Origin of the sequence: Pseudomonas sp. WSY_20 (genome assembly GCF_043104335.1) — a bacterium.
Lineage (GTDB): Bacteria > Pseudomonadota > Gammaproteobacteria > Pseudomonadales > Pseudomonadaceae > Aquipseudomonas > Aquipseudomonas parafulva_B.
The window spans coordinates 25,690-41,404 of record NZ_JBICKP010000064.1 but is presented as its reverse complement, the minus strand read 5'-3'; the positions used below and the strand labels follow the sequence as shown (position 1 = coordinate 41,404).

The 15,715-nt window shown below is 55.1% G+C and carries 13 protein-coding genes; 6 read left to right on the top strand and 7 right to left on the bottom strand.

Annotated elements, in window-relative coordinates:
- Window positions 1-2 precede the first annotated feature (2 nt).
- The 6 genes from ACF8E5_RS15465 to ACF8E5_RS15440 all read left to right on the top strand — a co-directional run bounded on the left by ACF8E5_RS15465 (window position 3) and on the right by ACF8E5_RS15440 (window position 9,403).
- Window positions 3-1,199: a glycosyltransferase family 4 protein gene (locus ACF8E5_RS15465; protein WP_392475495.1), complete on the top strand. Its 1,197-nt coding sequence runs from the start codon at window positions 3-5 to the stop codon at window positions 1,197-1,199.
- Between the two features lie 108 nt (window positions 1,200-1,307).
- Complete coding sequence (locus tag ACF8E5_RS15460; protein ID WP_144967191.1) at window positions 1,308-2,108, top strand: ABC transporter permease; 801 nt, start codon at window positions 1,308-1,310, stop codon at window positions 2,106-2,108.
- Window position 2,109: 1 nt separating this feature from the next.
- A complete protein-coding gene (locus ACF8E5_RS15455) occupies window positions 2,110-3,318 on the top strand; it encodes an ABC transporter ATP-binding protein (protein WP_392475494.1) in 1,209 nt (402 codons plus the stop codon).
- Between the two features lie 179 nt (window positions 3,319-3,497).
- Entirely contained in the window at window positions 3,498-4,883 is a 1,386-nt protein-coding gene (locus ACF8E5_RS15450) for a methyltransferase domain-containing protein (RefSeq protein WP_392475493.1), read from the top strand.
- 18 nt (window positions 4,884-4,901) lie between these two features.
- A complete protein-coding gene (locus tag ACF8E5_RS15445; RefSeq protein WP_392475492.1) occupies window positions 4,902-7,787 on the top strand; it encodes a glycosyltransferase family 4 protein in 2,886 nt (961 codons plus the stop codon).
- Window positions 7,784-9,403 (top strand): glycosyltransferase family 4 protein, encoded by a 1,620-nt coding sequence (locus tag ACF8E5_RS15440; RefSeq protein ID WP_392475491.1) that lies wholly within the window; start codon window positions 7,784-7,786, stop codon window positions 9,401-9,403. The genes ACF8E5_RS15445 and ACF8E5_RS15440 overlap by 4 nt, the downstream gene beginning before the upstream one ends.
- Window positions 9,404-9,445: 42 nt before the next feature.
- On the opposite strand, the gene ACF8E5_RS15435 is transcribed toward ACF8E5_RS15440, so the two are convergent.
- The 7 genes from ACF8E5_RS15435 to ACF8E5_RS15405 form a co-directional block, all read right to left on the bottom strand.
- A complete protein-coding gene (locus ACF8E5_RS15435) occupies window positions 9,446-10,390 on the bottom strand; it encodes an NAD-dependent epimerase/dehydratase family protein (RefSeq protein ID WP_392475490.1) in 945 nt (314 codons plus the stop codon).
- A gap of 341 nt (window positions 10,391-10,731) precedes the next feature.
- On the bottom strand, window positions 10,732-10,965 hold the full coding sequence (locus ACF8E5_RS15430) for a DUF3077 domain-containing protein (protein WP_392475519.1): 234 nt from the start codon (window positions 10,963-10,965) through the stop codon (window positions 10,732-10,734).
- Window positions 10,966-11,173: 208 nt separating this feature from the next.
- Window positions 11,174-11,722, bottom strand: coding sequence for a dTDP-4-dehydrorhamnose 3,5-epimerase (rfbC, locus tag ACF8E5_RS15425; RefSeq protein WP_392475489.1), 549 nt, complete (start codon window positions 11,720-11,722; stop codon window positions 11,174-11,176).
- On the bottom strand, window positions 11,722-12,612 hold the full coding sequence (rfbA, locus tag ACF8E5_RS15420; RefSeq protein ID WP_392475488.1) for a glucose-1-phosphate thymidylyltransferase RfbA: 891 nt from the start codon (window positions 12,610-12,612) through the stop codon (window positions 11,722-11,724). Before rfbA ends, rfbC begins: the two co-directional genes overlap by 1 nt.
- Window positions 12,609-13,514 (bottom strand): dTDP-4-dehydrorhamnose reductase, encoded by a 906-nt coding sequence (rfbD, locus tag ACF8E5_RS15415; RefSeq protein WP_392475487.1) that lies wholly within the window; start codon window positions 13,512-13,514, stop codon window positions 12,609-12,611. Before rfbD ends, rfbA begins: the two co-directional genes overlap by 4 nt.
- Window positions 13,511-14,587 carry a dTDP-glucose 4,6-dehydratase gene (rfbB, locus tag ACF8E5_RS15410; protein WP_058638461.1) on the bottom strand — a complete coding sequence of 359 codons (1,077 nt, stop codon included), beginning with the start codon at window positions 14,585-14,587 and terminating at the stop codon, window positions 13,511-13,513. Before rfbB ends, rfbD begins: the two co-directional genes overlap by 4 nt.
- Before the next feature lie 298 nt (window positions 14,588-14,885).
- The gene (locus tag ACF8E5_RS15405; RefSeq protein ID WP_392475486.1) at window positions 14,886-15,686 is read right to left on the bottom strand and encodes a deoxynucleotide monophosphate kinase; all 801 of its coding nucleotides are present in this window, start codon (window positions 15,684-15,686) and stop codon (window positions 14,886-14,888) included.
- Window positions 15,687-15,715 lie beyond the last annotated feature (29 nt).

Genomic DNA, 15,715 nt, shown 5'->3' with positions numbered 1-15,715 from the left:
AGATGAAGCTGCTGCTCAATACAGAATCCCTAGTCCCGCCACTGACAGGAATCGGCAACTACACCTTTAATCTTCTGGAGCAGTTCCTGACGATGGAAGGGGTGGATGCCGAGTGCTTCCAAGGTGCAAATTTCTCCACCGCTGAGCATGCGTTGATGCGTTGTGCTGCTGACAGTGAGCGCTACGCAACGCCCTCGGTGGGCGCCCCCGGGCAAAGTGTCCCTAAACTACTCGAAGCCCAGGTGCGGAGCATTCTGAAGCGGTGGACGTTCACGTCTAGGGCCAGAGAGATGCTGCTTAATGCTCGCCGCTACGTGCGTGCGGGCGAGCGCCGGAACTACCTTTATCATGAGCCGAACTTCATCCTCAAGCCCCACGCAGGTCCTTGCGTAGCGACTATCCACGATCTTTCCTTCCTGCATTACCCGCAGTTCCATCCGCGTAAACGGGTGGAGTGGCTGACCTCTAAATTACCTGAGACGCTCAAGCGCGCCGATTACCTGATTACCGACTCAAATGTGATTCGAGACGAGCTGATGGGTGACTTCGGCATACAAGGTAACAAGATCCGAACGGTGTATCTGGGAGCATCCGAGGCTTACCGGCCGAGAACAGCAGATCTCACCCAGGCGACCTTGCAGCGTTATGGTCTGCACCACGGCCGCTATGTACTGTTTGTGGGAACACTCGAGCCACGCAAGGGTGTAGATACGCTGGTAGAGGCCTGGTGTGGGCTGCCCATTGCCATTCGTGCCGAGTACCCACTGGTACTTGCTGGTGCACCTGGGTGGCACAATCAGGCGCTTGGCAATCGTATCAAAGCGCTTGAGGCAAGCCATGGTGTGCGCCAGCTGTCGTTTGTACCTAGCTCAGATTTGCCAGCGCTCTATGCAGGTACGGCAGTCTTTGCCTATCCCTCAGTGTATGAAGGCTTTGGCTTGCCAGTCTTGGAAGCGATGCAAAGTGGGGTGCCGGTGATATGTACTACAGGCACCTCAATGGCAGAGTTCACCGCAGGAAGTGCTCTGCTGGTGCAGGCGGGTGCTATTGAGCAGATGAGTGAAAAGCTGAACCATCTCTTGAGCAACCCCATTGACCGCGCCACCTTGGCTGAGAGCGGCCTGCGCCGAGCTGCCGATTTTTCCTGGAGGCGCTGCGCCTCGGAGACGTTGGAGGTCTACCGTGCGGTTGGATCTTGACCGACAAGCAAAGACCACATTGTTTTTTTTCTATTGGGTAGGGCATTACCCACGGGCTTTTGGAGCCTTATTGACAGGAAACCTTATGACTACTGTGAGCCAAGTAATATGAAAACGCCGCTGTTTTTGGTGAGAGACGTTCTGCGCTACCGAGGGTTAATATTCGCGATCACGCTGCGTGAAATCAAGAGTCGTTACGCAGGCTCCACATTCGGCGCGTTATGGTTGGTCGTCCCGCCGATATTCATGGTCTTCATCTATACCGTGATTTTTTCGCGTTTGATGCAAGCCCGTATGCCTGGGATTGAACATCAATACGCCTACAGTATTTATCTCTGCGCCGGCCTGATTACGTGGAACTTGCTGCTGGAGCTGGTTCAGCGAGGCAAGGGCGTGTTCCTCGAACATGCAAACTTGATCAAGAAGTCCAGCTTCCCCAAGTTCATTCTCTTCATTCCCGTGATTGCCACGGCAGCCCTCAACAGCTTCATACTGTTGGTTCTGGTCGTCCTGTTCATGCTGTTTTCTGGCTTCCCGATCATGTCCACCGCCTGGGTGTTGCTTGCCGTGCTGGCGACTACCGTTTTGCTGGGGATTGCCGTAGGGGCTTTACTGGCGACCCTGAACGTATTCTTCCGGGATATCGGCCAACTGAGTGACGTCTTTTTTCAGGCGTTGTTCTGGGCAACGCCAATCGTGTATCCCTTGAGTATCCTGTCGGAACATACCCAGTCTGTGCTCTCGTGGAACCCGGTGTTTCCGACGGTGCTCACCGCTCAGAAAGCGTTGCTGGGCGAACCTGTAGGCTTGGCCCAGCTGGGCTACCCGTTCGTCTTTGCCGTCATCGTCCTTGTCCTTGCTGTTGTCTTGTATCAGCGCAGCTACAACGACCTCCTGGATCAGATCTGATATGACAATTCAAGTAAGCAATGTAGGCAAGGCCTACCCGAAACTCAAAGGCCGCTGGCACGCGCTTGGTACGTGGTTGGGCTTTTGTAAGCGTGACCAGAACTGGATCATCCGGAACGTCAGCTTCAATGTAGGTCAAGGCGAGTCCGTAGGCATTATCGGCGTTAACGGTGCTGGCAAAAGTACGCTGCTCAAGATGATCACCGGCACCGCCATGCCCACTGAGGGTTCGATCTCAACCACCGGACGCATCGCGGCGCTATTGGAGCTGGGCATGGGTTTTCACCCAGAGTTCACTGGCCGTCAGAACGTGGCACTAGCGGGGCGTATGCAGGGGCTCGAGCGCGCAGAAATTGTCGCACTGATGCCAGAGATCGAAGCGTTCGCTGAAATTGGGCACTACTTTGACATGCCCGTGCGCACCTATTCTTCAGGGATGTTCGTGCGTCTTGCGTTCAGCGTGGCAACGGCAGTTCGCCCAGAGGTGCTGATCGTTGACGAGGCACTGGCGGTTGGCGATGCGTACTTCCAGCACAAATCGTTCGCGCGTATTCGTGAGTTCAGAGAACAGGGAACAACGTTGCTTTTCGTGTCCCATGATCCGGGTGCTATCAAAAGCTTGTGCGATCGCGCCATCTTGTTGGGTGACCACAAGATGCTCATGGACGGACGCCCTGATGAAGTGCTCGACTATTACAATGCACTCATCGCGCGCAAGGAAGAAGGCTCCTTGCAGGCGCAGGCGGTCAATGCACCTTATGCGGGGCGCTCAGGTAACGGGAAGGCACGAATTGAGGAGCTAACGCTCAGCAGTGATGGCCGTGCTGCAACCATGCTGGATGTAGGCGCGCCTCTGACATTGACCCTCAAGATCCGGGCAAACGAGCCCATCTACGATCTGTCCTTGGGTTTCATGTTCAAAGACCGTACAGGCTATGACATCTTCGGTACCAATACCTGGCTACGGGGAGAGCTGCGAGACCTGGGTGTCGAGGCTGGCATAGAGCAGACCGTGACCGTCACAATTCCTGCCTTCAATGTAGGGCCGGGCAGCTATAGCTTGACCTTGGCGCTGCATGGCGGTGCCGACCACATTGAGGACAACTTTGACTGGTGGGACAAGGCGGTTGTGTTCAACGTCATTGGAAACAGCAGCTACAAGCACTTTGCGGGCGTCTGCGCCCTCCAAGCAGAATTCAAGCTCGACTAGGGTGCAGCATACCGTGCAGCGCGTTTTTAAATCAGCGACGGTTTTCAGCTGTTATTGGCCTATGGGGGCTTGCTCGACGCTGGCAAGACGACCTGCGTAGAATGACCACCCATGGTGTTCCCGTAGCGTACTCATCAAGTGCCATACGCTGGCCACTCAACCAGTTTTGAACCCAAATAATGACTATCGATCTCAAAAAACTGCAAAAGACCATTGAAGCTGAGGTGACCCTTAGGGAGTACGAGCGGGTAACCGCCAGCGCCGAGGCCGCACAGCGCCCCAGTGACGTGCCCAACGATCTGGTGCATACGTTCGAACTGCTTGACCTGGAAGGCTTCCTCCCGCCCAGGCATGAAGCACCCGCGCCAGCCGAAGCGGTGGCTGCTTCTGTACCCGACGATGCACCACCTGCTCAAACACCACCGCCTAGTCTATATCGCCGTCTGAGGCAGTTGCCGGTGGTCGGTCGCTTGCTCAGCCATCCGCGGATCATGAACTTCCTCACCCGCGCACGGCAGCGGCCAGGCGGCGCCACCCTCAAAAATGTGTCGCTCACCCTGGCACATGCTGTTGCCGTACGGATACCAGGTGTACTGCGCTTGCGGCAGCAGCTTGCTGTCTTGGGCGAGTTGCCCCAACGGCTGAGCGCATTGGAGTGGCATATTGCTGACGGTCAGGCACGCCTGCGCAACATTGGCGTACAGGTTCAGAACCAGACGAACCAGAGCCTGTATACCCATGGCCTGGCCATTCAGCAGAACGAGCAGTACCTGATTGAACGCATGCGCCGCTTGGAGCACGTGCTCCGTGAGCAGGCGCTGACCATTGCGGGGCTTCAGGCGGCGCGTCCCGCTGTTGAGCGAGCGGTAGGAACCGTCCAGGCACCTGTAGAGGACATCGGCATGCCGGCCGATCTCTACCTGGAGTTTGAAGCAAGTTTCCGCGGGTCGCCCGAGCTGGTGCGCGAACGCCTGAAGCGCAATCTCGATTACTTCCAATTCGACCCGGAACAACCTTCGCTGCCAGTACTGGACTTGGGTTGCGGTCGTGGCGAGTGGTTGCAACTTCTCAAGGAGGAGGGCATTCGAGCTATTGGCGTCGACTCCAACACTGCCATGATCGAGAGTTGCAAGCAGGCGGGGCTTGAAGTTCACATGGGTGATGCGCTGCAGTATCTAGCCGCTCTCCCTGCCAATAGCCTCGGGGGCTTGACTGCCTTCCATATCATTGAACACCTACCTTTGGGCGTGTTGGTACGGCTGATCGATGAAGCGCGTCGTGTGGTATGCCCAGGCGGCGTGGTGATTTTTGAGACACCCAACCCTGAAAACCTGATCACCGGCGCCTGCAACTTCTACGTCGACCCCACGCACCGCAATCCGTTGCCACCGGCATTGGTCGCCTTCCTGCTTAAAGCACGAGGTTTTGAGCGCGTCGAGATCGATCCAAGGCATCCGGGGGACCCGTCGCTTTTACTGCAAGGTACCGATGAGGCGATCAACGTCCCCTTGAACCGCTTGCTTTTCGGCCCGCAAGACTACGCTGCCATTGGTTATGCGCCCTGAACAGGTTGAGTTGATTCCATGCATTTGATTATCTGCAATGAGCGCCTGCTTTTTCGGTTTGGCGTTGATCGAGTATTGCTGTTGTTGGCACAAGGCCTCAAGGCAGCGGGATGGGACATAACATTCATCGCACACCGTGCTAATCACGATGTATTGCGCCGCATCACCGACCGTGTTCATACGCCGCCGGAGCACCTGGGCGCCTATACCGAACTCGATTTCATCACATCCCAATGGCTGCAAGACCACCGAAAGCTGTTTGTACCCGTAGGTACAGAGCCGTCGGGTACAGTAGCGCTGATCGGCGGCTGGCCGTTCTATTCGTCCATCGCGGTGTTCCGGCAATGGGGCGTTCCAACCGTAGCACTTGACTGCGGCGGTGTTCCCTACGAAGACATGCAAGGGCCAGCGCGACATGTTCAGGAGCGTTTGCGTGCCCAGCGTCGCGAATACCTTCCTGAAGCTCAGGTCGTCACGCCTATCAGCCATTTCATAGCCCGCAGCCAGAGTTTGCCCGATGCCGGGCCTGATGTAGAAATTGCCATGATTCACCTCGGTGCTGACCACCTGAATGGCGGCGTCGACCAAGGGCTTTGGCAGCATGGTCATCAGTTGCACGGTGATTCAACGGCAGAGCGTGTGGCCGACGGGCCCACGATCATTAACTTGGGCCGATGGGAAACGGGCAACTACAAAAACAGTGAAGGGCTCTATCCTATAGCCCGGCGGATTATCGTCGAGCACCCCAATGCGCGCATCTGCGTCCTGGCCACTGCCGACGAATTGAATTTGCCAGCGGATTTAGCGGGCCACATAGTCCCTCTAGGCCACCCAAGCGATAGCGAACTCAACGCGTTGATGGCCAGCGCGCAGTTGGGCCTGAGTGTATCCCGATGGGAAGGCTTCAATCTCCCGCTTGCGGAAATGCAGCAATTACGCAAGCCAGTACTCGTGCTGAATATCGGTGCCCATCCCGAAGTCGTGGCTGATCGAAATCAGCTTTGCACCGATGAGCAGGAAATGAGCGACAAGGCACTGCGTGTGCTTGCGGGTGAATTATTGGCAGATGCTCAGTGGCAGGCCAATCTCGATACCTTCCAGCAGACCTTTACCTGGAAGCGCACCATCAAGGCTTATGCCGACCTCCTTGCAACCTTGAAGCCAGTAAGAGAGCTTCCGGCGCCCAAGCTGATCATCGATACCAGCGCATGCCTGCGCGACACCGCCAATACTGGGGTCGCCCGAGTTGTGCGAAGCCTTACCCGCAAACTGCAGGATCTAGGCGAACCGCTATTCGTTACGTGGGATGAAACGCTGCGCGATTATGTACTGCCCACCGAAGGCGAGTACCAGAACCTGGCGTTGTACGGCGGGCCTCAACCTCACCCGGCGCATTACGTTTTGCCACGGTCCACGCAGAGCCGCCGGCAAACCCTTTCCAGTCTGGGCGCGCGAGCACTAAGCGGTGGCTGGTTGCTGCAAAGCGAGATTGTCTTTGAACGACAGGGGCCGGCGCGCCGTGCTGCTGCACGACAACTTGGGTTGAACGTTGCCGCGATTTTCTACGACGCGATCCCGGTTACACACCCTGAATGGGTTGCCGATACTGTCATCCGTGACAATCATGCAGCCTACATGCGTGGTCTGGCAGAGGTAGATCGAGTGCTACCGATCTCGCCGGATGCAGGCAAGCAACTGCAAGCTTTCTGGGCCCGCGAAGAAATCACGCCGCATGCTCGCGTCAAGACTTGCTGGATTCCCGGGGAGTTGACCGCATCGGCCCGCGCTACAACGCCGGCTGATGCTCCGCGCTCCGGTGAAGCTCTGCGTATTCTCTGCGTATCGACTCTCGAACCCCGCAAGAACCATAAAGTGCTTCTTGAGGCAGTCTCACGTCTGGCCCGCGACTACCCTCAACTGGACTGGCAACTGGACCTGATCGGTAATCGTTATGCTGGCGCCGACTACATCGTTGACAGTGTTCGGGCAGCCAGCGCAATGGACCCGCGTATCGTCTGGCATGGTGTAGTCGATGATGCCACGCTCAATGACTATTACGCCAAAGCTCATGTCAGTGTGTATGCCTCGCTCGTTGAAGGCTACGGTATGCCTATCGTCGAGTCGCTGTGGCATGCCCGTCCCTGCATCTGCCATAACGGCGGTGTAATGGCCGAACTGGCAGCCGAAGGTGGTTGCCGCACGGTGGACATGAAAGACCCCGATGCCCTGGCTGCGCAAATTTACGCACTTGCCAATGAACCGCAGGCCTACCTGCAGCTTGCCAGCGAAGCCGTCAGCAGGCCGATTCTTACCTGGCGCAGCTACGCACGGGCGCTGTTGCGCCAACTGGCCGGCCATTCGTCGCGTTCGCTCGCCAAGCCTTTGCCGCGTCAGTGGCAACATCTGCTGATCAATCCCGAACTGCAGCTGGTGGATGATCCAGGTCAACTGGCCCTGGCCTGTCTGTTGCGCCACCAGCAACCACAATGTGCGCTGCTGCTGGGTGAGCATGCCCCATGGGTAGCCGAGCTGATCGGGGATCAGGCTCTGCGTACGTGGCAAGTGGTGGATGATGCGTCCACAGGCGATATCGTTCGCAATGGCGCAGTAAGTCGAATCGATGCTCCTGTAAACGTCGTCCTTCCGTTGTTGAGCAGTGAACTGCAGGACAACGAGGTCGCTGTCGACCTGGTCGTCTTATCGGCAGAGCACGCGAATTGCGACGTATCTATTCAAAGCTTGGCCCCTTTGCTATCCGGACAAACCACAGGCCTTCTGTTGCTAGCAGGTGCAGTCACAAGCGAGCAGGTGCAAAAAATTGGCCTGCCTTCGGAACCTGCTCTTCATCTGCCGGGCTTTAACGCCTACCAGTACCCGCTGTCGGTACAAGGGCCTGAGCAATGAAGGTCCTCGTCATCTCCAATTTTTTCCCGCCGCATGTTATCGGAGGGGCTGAAATTATTGCCCACCATCAAGCCAGAGCGCTGTGCGGGCGTGGGCATGAGGTGAGGGTGCTGGCGGGGGACAACAGTCGCGGGTTGCCAGGCTATCCAATCGAAGAGGAAGTGTTCGATGGCATGCCGGTGACACGCGTGTCGTTGACCTACCTTGACTTCGCGCCGACCGGTAACAACGTCGCACACCCTGGAGTGGAGCGCATTTTCCGACAGCTCGTGGACAAATGGCAGCCTGATGTAATTCATGCGCACCACATGGCTGGCCTGTCGTTGGGTATCCTGCAGTTGGCCCGGGCACGCGGCATCCGCATTGCATTGACCCTGCACGATCACTGGGGCTTCTGCATGAACAGCACCCGGATCACCACACAGGACGTGCTTTGCCACGACAGCACCCAATGCCACAAATGCCATTCGCACATCTACAACGGTGCGTTGCGCCTGCCGCAGCGTATGCGTCAGGACTACCTGCGCTGGCAGTTGGATGCAGTCGATCATTTCATTTCGCCAAGCCGCTACCTTGCTGACACCTACATTGCCAATGGCCTGCCTGCTGAGCGCATGAACGTGATTGCCAATGGCATTGAACTCGAACGCTTCAGCACGACTTCACCACCCGCCCCAGGCAAGAAGCTTAACGTGCTTTTTACTGGGTACATGGGTGGCCACAAAGGCGTACCCACTCTGCTCGAAGCGCTGGCACTGCTGCCGGCAGAGCGCGTACACGTCGATATGGTTGGTGATGGGCACATGCTTGAGGCATACAAGGCACAGTTAAGTGCCAGGGCGCCCGGTGTATCAGCCAAATTCTGGGGGCGTCTGCCTAACAGTCGAATTGCCGAGCGGTTTGCCCAGGCACATGTATTCGTACTGCCTTCGGTGTGCCCTGAAAACCAGCCAGTGACCATTACCGAAGCCATGGCTTGCGGGTTGGCAGTGGTAGGCTCGCGTATCGGTGGCATACCCGAGCTGGTGGACGAGGGGGTATCCGGGCAACTGTTCGAGCATGGCGATGCACAGGCTTTGGCAGATTGCTTGCGCCGCTACATCGACCACCCCGAAATGCTGGTCGCGCATGGAGAAGCCGGGCGTAAACGCATTCAGGCCTTCGCCTTCGACTTGCAGATCGACCGTATCGAGGCGTTACTGCAGGGCCCTGGTGCCAAGCGTTCCGATACGCCACAACTGATCGCCTGCCACGGCGCCCCGTCCGCCAGCACGTTCGACACCGTGCTCCAGGCGCTGTGCCCAGTGCCTGCCAACCGGCCGCAACCCGTCAGCCAGCCATGCTGCATCCCAGCCAACTGGATTAGCCCTGAGCAAGCGGATGTACTCTGGATTGCAGGTCCCACCGAGCAAGACCCAGATGCTGCGATGAAACTGATCGAGGCTTATCGCGCTTTAGGTAAACAGGTGGTGGTCGATGAGCGGCATCTGTTGGTTGCGCGTAACACCGAGTCGGCTTTGTTGGTGCGCGGTGGGGCGCAGGTGGCCCTTGGGTTGGAATACCTGCTGGACTATGCAGCCAAACCAGCCGCTGACAACGTCATCATCCAGGCTTAGCCCTAAGCTGAACAGGCTTGCCAGCCTGTTCAGCTCAAGCCTTCAGCGACCCAGCAGTTGCGCCAACCCTACGTCAAGTGGGGTTACTTGGCAGACGTCAAAAAGCTCGATCAAGCGCTGATTGTCTGCTCGCGAATGGCGTATGTCGCCAGCTCGGGGCGGCTGGTAGGAGATGTCGGGCAAGCCATCCAGCACCCTGTTTAGCGAATCCAGGATATGGTTTAACGACGTAGCCTGGTTCAAGCCCACATTAATGGCCTCATCGACCACAGCCGACGTTTCCAAGCCCTGCACAAGCAGCTGCACCAAGTCGCTGACAAAGAAAAAGTCCCGGGTTTGCTCACCATCCCCGAACACTGTAATCGGCAGCCCTTTCTGGGCGCGCTCGGCAAAAATGCTGATGACACCTGAATAGGGTGACGATGGGTCTTGACGCGGGCCATAGATGTTGAAGAAGCGGAACACAATCGGCAACAAGCCGTGCTCGCGGCGATAGAAGTCAAAATAGTATTCACTGGCCAATTTATCTGACGCATACGGCGTCAGCGGTGCTTTGGCTGTGCATTCGCTGATTGCCGCGCCGGCGCCGTTGTTGCCATAGACAGCGGCGCTGGAAGCGAACACTACGCGTTTTACACCAGCCAAACGCATGGCCTCGCATACGTTAAGCGTGCCTACAAAGTTGCTTTGGTGTGTGCGCACAGGGTCTTCGACGGAGGCCTGCACGGAGGCGACTGCCGCCAGATGAACTACAGCCCCACAGCCCTGCATGGCCTGGTGAACCAGACTGGGGTCTGCCACGTCACCTTCCAACAGCTCAAGGTTAGGGTGAGACAGCTGAAGATTACTGCGTTTGCCCGTCGAAAGGTCATCAAGCACTCGCACTGCATAGCCTTTGGCGAGCAAGGTATCAGTCAAGTGAGAGCCAATGAAGCCGGCGCCACCCGTTACCAGTATGGGCGCCGTGGGCTTAGGAATTGTAGACATGTCGAGTTCCGAGATGAATGATCAAAAAGCGTGACAGAGGCGATGCATGATACGCACAGGTGCAGAAGTGGGAAATCGCAGAATCATACGGTGCGTCTGGCGGGAAGATAGTCAACGGTGTGCTTGTTCATTGAAATTGGCGGTTTAGCATGCTCACTGGTAAAAGTCGAACGTCATATTGACGAGGGCACGCAGCGTAAAATTGGCCTCAGACCTGCCACTGAATAGAGGCCTGGTCTGCGCATGGCCCAGGCATGGATCGCAGACCGCTATGGCTTAGCCGTACACGTCAACATTCAACCGCTGCAAGTGCACACGATCTGCGATCACGGGTGTTTTGCTCAGTCTGCCATGCCGGCTTCTGCGTCATCCATCAAGGTTTTGGCTAGCGCGTTTAAATAATAGGCCGCCCATAGCAGCTTGGGATTTTCATCCATCAAACCACTGATGGTCAGCTCCTGTGCGTAACCCATCAATTCAGAGGCCTGAGTGCGGGCGTGCTCGCACGGTATGCCGGGTTCGATGCAGAACAATGGCTCTGTTTGCTGTTTGCCTTGATAGAACTTGGTTTTGATCTTTTTGCTTTCTAAACCTAAGCCTGCGGGCTCAAAAGCAGACTCAGTCGTTTACCGAGAAAACCGGTGAGGCCTCGATGAATAAAGCGGCTGAAATCACTTATAAGCGTTTCTTGCTAGGGGTAGCCCAGGTGCTAGGCAATCAGAACTGCTTAGACTGCAATTGCTGACAAGGCCAAGCCTCAAGCGGCTTGGCCCCGTTGCAGGATTACTCGAACACTTCAGCGTTAGCCAACAGCACGCCGAGTTGATCCTTGCCAGACAAGCTCGGGCTGAAATCAATCGGCCACTCGATACCGATTTCCGGATCATCCCACGCGATGCAACGCTCACTGGCAGGCGAGTAGAAATCTGTGGTCTTGTACAGGAACTCAGCGGTTTCACTCAGGGTGACAAACCCGTGTGCGAACCCTGGCGGCACCCACAGCTGATTCTTGTTTTCCGCAGAAAGCACCGCACCGACCCATTTGCCGAAAGTGGGGGAGGAGCGACGGATATCAACGGCTACGTCAAAGACCTCACCCTGGACCACGCGTACAAGCTTGCCTTGAGCATGAGGCGCGAGCTGGTAATGCAAGCCCCGAAGCACCCCTCTTGCCGATTTCGAGTGGTTATCCTGAACGAAGTCAGGCTGTAGTCCGGTGACTTCCTTGAAGACGTTAGCGTTGAAGCTCTCATAGAAAAAGCCACGCTCGTCGCCGAACACGTTCGGGGTAAACAGGAAGACTTCCGGAATTGCCAAGGATGTAGCGTGCATCAGAACACCTTTTCGTTAAGCAGATTACGCAGGTATTGGCCGTAACCGTTTTTGAGCAGAGGCTGAGCCAAACGCTCGAGCTGCTCGGCATTGATCCAGCCAGCGCGGAAGCAGATCTCTTCAGGGCAGGCAACCTTCAACCCCTGGCGGCGCTCCATAGTCGCGATGTACTGGCTAGCTTCGAGCAAGCTGTCGTGTGTGCCCGTATCCAGCCATGCGTAGCCGCGGCCCATGATTTCTACATGCAGCTGTTCTTGCTGCAGGTACAGGTTATTGAGGTCGGTAATTTCTAACTCACCGCGGGCTGAAGGCTTGAGGTCGCGCGCCAAGTTCACTACCTGGTTGTCGTAGAAGTAGAGCCCGGTAACGGCATAGCTGGATTTCGGTGAGGTCGGCTTTTCTTCAAGTGACAGTACACGGCCGGTGCCATCGAATTCAGCCACACCGTAACGCTCAGGATCATGCACATGGTATGCGAAGACGGACGCGCCAGAATCGCGCTTGTCTGCGTTGAGTAGTAGCGACTGGAAGTCATGGCCGTAGAAGATATTGTCACCCAATACTAGTGCAGATGGGTTATTACCGATGAAGTCAGCACCAATAGTGAACGCCTGCGCTAACCCATCTGGGCTCGGTTGCACTGCGTAAGTCAGGTTGATGCCCCACTGGCTACCATCACCAAGAAGCTGCTCGAAGCGCGGGGTGTCCTGAGGTGTGGAAATGATCAGGATGTCGCGAATACCAGCCAACAGTAGCGTGCCCAGCGGGTAGTAGATCATCGGTTTGTCATAAACCGGTAAGAGCTGCTTCGAAACGGAGAGCGTTGCAGGGTGCAGACGCGTTCCGGAACCACCAGCCAGAATGATCCCTTTACGATTGGTTACGTTCATTTATTAAGAGCTTCCATGAGCATACGAGTAACGCCGCTTTGCCACTCAGGCAGATGCAGCTTGAAGGAGGTGCGAAGTTTGGTTGTATCTAAGCGGGAATTCAATGGGCGACTTGCCGGAGTAGGGTAATCGGTAGTAGCGATTGGATTTACCGCTTGGACCTCAAGTTTCTCGCCATGATCCCTAGCAAACTGAATAACATAGCATGCGTATGCGTGCCATGTCGTTTCACCCGTAGGTGCCAGGTGGTAGATACCGCTCAACTCAGGTTTAACCCATGCTTGTTGCAGAGCAGCGACAGCGACATCTGCAAGCAGATCGGCGCCAGTGGGAACGCCTACCTGGTCAGCGATGACGTTTAGTACAGATCGGTCCCGTGAAAGCCTAAGCATGGTCTTGGCGAAATTGTTGCCCCGAGCGGCGTATACCCAGCTAGTGCGGAATATCAGATGCTTGCAGCCCGATGCCTGGATCAGCTGTTCACCCTTAAGCTTGGTGGCGCCGTAGTAGTTCACGGGTGCGATGCTGTCGGTTTCCTTCCAAGGAGTGGAACCTGTCCCGTCAAACACGTAGTCGGTGGAGTAATGAACCAGCCACGCATCAAGGCGTTTGGCTTCATCGGCGATTACCTTGCTAGCCAGCGCATTTACGACGTGCGCCGTATCACGATCACTCTCAGCTTTATCCACCGCTGTGTAGGCCGCTGCATTGAAAATTACGTCAGGGGCCACTGCTTGGATGGCATCGCGCAACCCGTCTAGGTCTGATAAGTCACCTGCTAAGTCGCCGTAAGGTGTGTTTGCAAGGTGTCTATCAAGCGCCACCACCTCTCCGAGGACGCTGAGCGCACGCTGAAGCTCCCAGCCGACTTGGCCGTTTTTTCCGAGTAACAGGATCTTCATGCTTGGCCTGTGCGTGTGGCGTAGTTATTGTCAATCCACTGCTGGTAGCTGCCGCTTTTAACGTGCGCAACCCATTCGGGGTTGTCCAAATACCATTGCACAGTCTTGCGGATGCCCGATTCGAAGGTTTCTTCCGGTACCCAGCCCAGTTCGCGCTGGATCTTGCTGGCGTCGATGGCGTAACGCACATCATGGCCTGGACGATCTTGAACGTAGGTCAGCAGGTCGGCATGAGGTCGGAATTTGGAGTCAGGACGCAGTTGATCGAGCAGGGAGCAGACGGTCTGCACAACCTCAATGTTCTGCTTTTCGTTATGGCCGCCGATGTTGTAGGTTTCGCCTACCTCGCCCTCGGTTACCACTTTATAGAGTGCACGGGCGTGATCTTCGACATAGAGCCAGTCACGGATTTGATCGCCTTTGCCGTAAATAGGTAGTGGCTTGCCCTCCAGCGCGTTAAGAATCACGAGCGGAATCAGCTTCTCGGGAAAATGAAACGGTCCATAGTTGTTCGAACAGTTCGTCACTAAGGTGGGCAAACCGTAAGTTCGTGCCCAGGCCCTTACCAAGTGATCGGAACTAGCCTTGCTGGCCGAATAGGGAGAGCTTGGTTGGTAAGGAGTGGTCTCTGTGAACAGATCCTCAGGACCTTCCAAGTCACCGTAGACTTCATCAGTCGAGATGTGGTGGAAACGAAAGGATGTTCTTCGATTCGGATCCAGCGACATCCAGTAGGCCCGAGCAGCTTCGAGCAGAGTGTATGTTCCGATGATGTTGGTCTGAATGAACTCAGACGGTCCGGAGATAGAACGGTCAACGTGAGACTCTGCAGCTAAGTGCATCACTGCGTCCGGTTGATGCTCGCTAAACACGCGGTCCAGAGCGGCCCTGTCACAGATATCAACGTGTTCAAATGCATAGCGTGAATTTTGTTGGATTGACTGAAGTGATTCAAGATTGCCTGCATAAGTAAGCTTATCAACGTTGATAACGTAGTCGCTTGTGCAGGATACAATGTGGCGAATGACGGCTGAGCCGATGAAACCTGCGCCACCGGTTACTAGTATTTTCATTAAATGTCTCCTGGCTTTAAATGTATAAATTTATATCTAGTACAGTAACTGCAATGAATTTTTGCACTATGTATAAAGCTTACTCGATAAGCAAGTAATTATCTATATCGATTTTACAGCTGCTACTCCAATACTTGTATTTTTCGCAGCCCCGCTGTATGTAAGTTCTTGAGGGCTAGGGCGAAGCTTGTTGGTAGCTTATGAGTGTGGATATCGGTCATTAAGATTCGTTCTACGACATATATAAGATCTGGCTGAATTGCTATCGCTAATTGAGAGCGATAGATGGATATTTGCCCTAAGGATTAAACTGCTCACCACGCCAAGCCAGGTAGATTCTTTCCTTGAATTGTTGAAGCGTGTCGTCATTAACTATGACTTTATCATTGGGTCGTATATCAATGCCTCGCTCAGACACATGCGAATGGACGGGAACTGCATTAGAGCGTTTAATATGCCAGATCTCTCCGCCATGGTCACGGATAAATTTAGCTTCATTCTCAAAACGAATATCCTTAATGATTAAGGTGTCAGCATCCGAAGGATATGCGGGAATTTGAGGCGTTATTGTTGGTAGATTAGATCTGATAGATCTCCAGTTCGTCAGTGAAGATTCAGTTAGGTTTTTTAAAAGATCAATCGCCTGACTTGGGGCGATATTCCATATCGGGTCAGGGTAATTAAATAAATCCGCCTTACTGAGCTGATCTTTGCTAAATTGGAAAAAAACGTGGCACGCAAGCTTGAACTCAGATACTACATCTTTTGGATCAACCACCAGCTCTAATGGCTGATAATCATGCTTGAGAATGACTCGATGGGCACGCATCAGCCAAAAGTCGGGATTGAACGTGCGCATCCATTCAGTGCCTACCATCTGGAATAACTGACGAGGAGATTTTCTCCAGTGCTGGATTGGTGTTTCTTTGAGGGAGTCACACCAAGTTTCCTCATTGCTCAAGCCAAAAATTATCTGGCACCCTAGTTTAAGGGGGTCGGCTAAAGCGAAAGATGCAACCTTCGGCATTTCCTGCAAATAAGCGGCTGCCGTATCTTTTCCAGATCTTGCAATTCCAGCGAGGCCAATAAGTCTACTCATTATGACCTCTGTCTAGCTGAGTATATGGC

What these genes read in the sequence shown, in the direction of transcription:
- ACF8E5_RS15465 (WP_392475495.1), top strand. Translation starts at nt 3, where the DNA reads ATGAAGCTGCTGCTCAATACAGAATCCCTAGTCCCGCCACTGACAGGA.
- ACF8E5_RS15460 (WP_144967191.1), top strand. Translation starts at nt 1,308, where the DNA reads ATGAAAACGCCGCTGTTTTTGGTGAGAGACGTTCTGCGCTACCGAGGG.
- ACF8E5_RS15455 (WP_392475494.1), top strand. Translation starts at nt 2,110, where the DNA reads ATGACAATTCAAGTAAGCAATGTAGGCAAGGCCTACCCGAAACTCAAA.
- ACF8E5_RS15450 (WP_392475493.1), top strand. Translation starts at nt 3,498, where the DNA reads ATGACTATCGATCTCAAAAAACTGCAAAAGACCATTGAAGCTGAGGTG.
- ACF8E5_RS15445 (WP_392475492.1), top strand. Translation starts at nt 4,902, where the DNA reads ATGCATTTGATTATCTGCAATGAGCGCCTGCTTTTTCGGTTTGGCGTT.
- ACF8E5_RS15440 (WP_392475491.1), top strand. Translation starts at nt 7,784, where the DNA reads ATGAAGGTCCTCGTCATCTCCAATTTTTTCCCGCCGCATGTTATCGGA.
- ACF8E5_RS15435 (WP_392475490.1), bottom strand. Translation starts at nt 10,390, where the DNA reads ATGTCTACAATTCCTAAGCCCACGGCGCCCATACTGGTAACGGGTGGC.
- rfbC (WP_392475489.1), bottom strand. Translation starts at nt 11,722, where the DNA reads ATGCACGCTACATCCTTGGCAATTCCGGAAGTCTTCCTGTTTACCCCG.
- rfbA (WP_392475488.1), bottom strand. Translation starts at nt 12,612, where the DNA reads ATGAACGTAACCAATCGTAAAGGGATCATTCTGGCTGGTGGTTCCGGA.
- rfbD (WP_392475487.1), bottom strand. Translation starts at nt 13,514, where the DNA reads ATGAAGATCCTGTTACTCGGAAAAAACGGCCAAGTCGGCTGGGAGCTT.
- rfbB (WP_058638461.1), bottom strand. Translation starts at nt 14,587, where the DNA reads ATGAAAATACTAGTAACCGGTGGCGCAGGTTTCATCGGCTCAGCCGTC.
- ACF8E5_RS15405 (WP_392475486.1), bottom strand. Translation starts at nt 15,686, where the DNA reads ATGAGTAGACTTATTGGCCTCGCTGGAATTGCAAGATCTGGAAAAGAT.